Raw genomic sequence first — 3142 nt, 5'->3', positions numbered from 1 at the left:
GTCACGAAAGACACGCGGGACCGCCACAAGCTGAAGGTACCGACGCTGCGGAATGTGGCGAACACGTTTCCATACTTCCACGACGGCTCGGCATCCGATCTGCCCGCAGCCGTTCGGAAGATGGCCCACTACCAGGTCGGGGTCGACCTGCCGCAGGCGGAAGTCGCCGCCATCGCGAAGTTCCTCGCAACCCTCACGGGAACCTACCAAGGAAAGCCCCTCTGACCTTCCCGGTGACGGTGGCAGCGATCCGGACGACAGCGCGCCGGTAGCAACGAGGGCGTGGAGATCTACGTCGCCGCCTGCGCCAACGGCACGATCACACCTTTGCGGTGCACACCGGGCTCGCACCGCCTGAGGATCATCAGCTAGGGCACTGGCCCACGTTCGCGTCGAGCGGCCTGCCCCGCGGGTGGCACCCGCGGTTACGCCTGCAAGGGTGAGGCGGAGGCTCGGCAGCCGTTCAGGGCGTTGTTGACCGCTGTAAGAATCTCATCGACCGTGATCTGTCCATCACCGTTCACATCTCCCACCTTACAAGCCGATATTTGCCCATTGCCCAGGGCGATGTTGACCAGGGTGAGCAGTTCGTCGACGGTGACAACGCCTAAGCCGTCGCAGTCACCCCAACACGGCACGTGGGTCGGCGTCAGCGTGGGCATGGGCATGGGCGTCGGCGTCCCCGTCGGCACTTCGGTCGCTGTTGCGCTCGGGCGTGCGGTTACACTCGGCGTTGGCGTTTCCGTTAAGCTACTTCTGAAGGTCGGCGTCGGCGTTGGAGTGCGCGTGATCGTTGGCGTTGGCGTACAGGTCGCTCCAGGTCACGGCTAAGAGCCGATCCGGACGGATGCGGTCCCATTCGAGATGAAAGACGCTGAAATCGCCCAGCCCGTAGTTTTCAGGTCGTTGCCAACTACCGCCGCCCTGCGCTGTTCGCCACACCCCGCCTCCGGGCGAGGCGACCAGCAGAACGTTGGGATCCGTAGGGCTGGCGACGATGCCGTCGAGGCGGCCGCCAAGTGCCGGGCCGAGCTCGAACCAGGCAGGATAAACCACGGCAAGGGCGAGGGGATCGGATTCGGCGAGCCCAAGTGTGAAAGCGACCAGCAGAAGTACCACCAGCCCGCGTCTACTCATTGGTTTCTCCCCTCGAATCCCCTTGTCCCACACCTGGATTGATCGTGTCAACTCAAACGCTGGCGCAGCGACGCGACGCGCGCAGACATCGTCCGTGAGCGAGAGGCTACCCACGACCATTTCAATGGTGCGCGTGTCCGGCGCCGGCAGGTAGTTCGGGAACGTAACCGCCTCTGCCTCACTACTTAGCTTGTAAGATCATATGACTCTGACTAGAGTGGTCACATGAAGAAGACCGCAGCAGTGGCTGAGCTGAAGGCGCAGTTGAGTCGTTACCTGAGTCGGGTCAAAGCCGGCGAGGATATTTTGGTGACGGAACGCGGGACACCCGTAGCGCGGCTGGTACCGGTGGGAGCCGGCCGGCCGGAGCACGAGCATTGGCGCGATCTCGAACGCCAAGGGCTGCTCCGGCTGGGCAGTGGCAAGCTACCCAAAGATTTCTGGAAGCTGCCACGCCCGCGCGATCCACGCGCGGCCGTGCGGAAGGCGGTGACCGACGAGCGCGAGGCGGGCTGGTGAAGTTCTGGGACACCTCGGCCATCGTGCCGCTCTGCGTGGCTGAGCCCGCGACGCCGCAGGTCCGTGAGCTGGTCGACACCGACCAATCGCTGGTGGTGTGGTGGGCCACTCGCACGGAATGTGTTTCCGCCTTCGCCCGGCGCCGTCGTGATGGCCACCTCAGCGCACAGGCCGAGCGGCGTGCACGGCACGTGCTAGCTGCCATTGCCGCGGAGTGGTCGGAGGTGTTGCCGAGCGAGTCGCTGCGCCTGCGCGGCGAGCGACTCTTGGCGGTCCACCCACTCCGTGCCGCCGACGCGTTTCAGCTCGCGGCCGCCTTGCTGTGGTCGCGTGGCGACACGGCCACCCACGCCATCGTCTCGTTCGACGAGCGCCTGCGCGAAGCCGCAAGCCGCGAAGGCTTCCACGTGTTGCCGGAGTAAGGCCCGACACCCGGCGCCGCGAGCCTTTTGGCGGCAGATTTTCTACGCGCGCCGCCGCCTAGATACGCCAGCCGCACACGTCACACTCGCCCGCGTGGGCTAGCCCGCGTGGGCCTGAGCTGCGGGAGTGGCACCTGCAGAACCTCGCCACAGACATCGCATGTGAGCTTGGGCTCCTCGGCCATCGTGCAGTCCCAATACGTCTGATCTCACACGTCCTCCGGCGCGCACCCCCAGGCGCGCAAAATCGTCACCTCGTCCACCGCGCTCATCGCCTTCTTGAACCTAGCGCCGGAGCGGCCTTTGACGCGACGCTCGCACTCAGCCCAGGTCGCGTGGCGCATCGGTGTGCCGTCGACGACGCTCAGATAGGAATACGCCGCGGCCTTGCTCTTGCCGCTCGACGAGGCGCCGGGTGCACGCTTGGGCACGCTGGTGTCGTCGGGGACGTCGAAGATCGGCAGCGGGTAGCGAAGGAGCGGACCGTCGTGGAGCTTGGGGTGACGTTTGAGTGCGAAGGCGTTGGCGATCTCGTCGACACGCTCGTTGCCGGGAATGCCGGTGTGGCCGCGGACGTAGTGCCACTCGATACCGCCTTTGCCGCGCGCGGCGACCAGGCTCGCCAACGCCTCCCACAGCTCACGGTTGAGCACGTCCTTGCCCTCGGCCGTCTTCCAGCCGCGCTTGCGCCACGCCCAGATCCACTCGCGGATGCCTTTGATGACGTAGGTGGAGTCCGTGTAGATCGCCAGTGCGCCGGGCGTGCGCTGCAGGCGGCGCAGCGCTTCGATGGGCGCCGTCAGCTCCATCTGATTGTTCGTCGTGTGCGCGGCGCCGCCGCCGAGCTCGGTGACGTGGCCGTTGGGCGTGGCGATGATCACGCCCCAACCCCCGGGTCCGGGATTGCCCTTCGCTGCGCCGTCGGTGAACACCACGATCGGTTGTTCGCTCATGCCTCGTTCCCCATCGCGTCGGTGTGCCCGGTTTGCGCGGCGTGTGCAACTCACCACCGAAGCGCGATCACGCCTTTGGGTGGAATGGTCGCACAGGAAAGCCACGCCCCG

Annotated in this window: 6 protein-coding genes; 3 read left to right on the top strand and 3 right to left on the bottom strand. The window is 66.0% G+C overall.

The window, feature by feature from the left end:
* Positions 1-225, top strand: a 225-nt coding sequence (locus VF515_08885) for a hypothetical protein (protein ID HEX7407747.1), incomplete at its 5' end; no start/stop codon positions are given.
* A 200-nt stretch (positions 226-425) separates the two neighbouring features.
* Here VF515_08885 and VF515_08880 read toward each other — a convergent pair.
* Positions 426-668, bottom strand: a complete 243-nt coding sequence (locus VF515_08880; protein ID HEX7407746.1) for a hypothetical protein — start codon at positions 666-668, stop codon at positions 426-428.
* Positions 669-750: 82 nt separating this feature from the next.
* On the bottom strand, positions 751-1137 hold the full coding sequence (locus VF515_08875) for a hypothetical protein (protein ID HEX7407745.1): 387 nt from the start codon (positions 1135-1137) through the stop codon (positions 751-753).
* Positions 1138-1362: 225 nt separating this feature from the next.
* Between VF515_08875 and VF515_08870 the strand changes: the two genes are divergently transcribed.
* Positions 1363-1656, top strand: a complete 294-nt coding sequence (locus VF515_08870) for a type II toxin-antitoxin system prevent-host-death family antitoxin (protein HEX7407744.1) — start codon at positions 1363-1365, stop codon at positions 1654-1656.
* Complete coding sequence (locus VF515_08865; protein ID HEX7407743.1) at positions 1653-2078, top strand: type II toxin-antitoxin system VapC family toxin; 426 nt, start codon at positions 1653-1655, stop codon at positions 2076-2078. The genes VF515_08870 and VF515_08865 overlap by 4 nt, the downstream gene beginning before the upstream one ends.
* 209 nt (positions 2079-2287) lie before the next feature.
* Here VF515_08865 and rnhA read toward each other — a convergent pair whose 3' ends face one another.
* Complete coding sequence (gene rnhA, locus VF515_08860) at positions 2288-3031, bottom strand: ribonuclease HI (GenBank protein HEX7407742.1); 744 nt, start codon at positions 3029-3031, stop codon at positions 2288-2290.
* Between the last annotated feature and the right edge of the window lie 111 nt (positions 3032-3142).

The organism is Candidatus Binatia bacterium (assembly GCA_036382395.1).
Lineage (GTDB): Bacteria > Desulfobacterota > Binatia > HRBIN30 > HRBIN30 > JAGDMS01.
Note: the sequence above shows the minus strand (reverse complement) of the source record. Positions and strands in the feature narration are given on the sequence as shown.

Bases quoted from the DNA above. Each gene is read 5' to 3' on its own strand.
- VF515_08880 (HEX7407746.1), bottom strand. From the start codon at position 668: ATGCCCATGCCCACGCTGACGCCGACCCACGTGCCGTGTTGGGGTGAC.
- VF515_08870 (HEX7407744.1), top strand. From the start codon at position 1,363: ATGAAGAAGACCGCAGCAGTGGCTGAGCTGAAGGCGCAGTTGAGTCGT.
- rnhA (HEX7407742.1), bottom strand. From the start codon at position 3,031: ATGAGCGAACAACCGATCGTGGTGTTCACCGACGGCGCAGCGAAGGGC.
- VF515_08875 (HEX7407745.1), bottom strand. From the start codon at position 1,137: ATGAGTAGACGCGGGCTGGTGGTACTTCTGCTGGTCGCTTTCACACTT.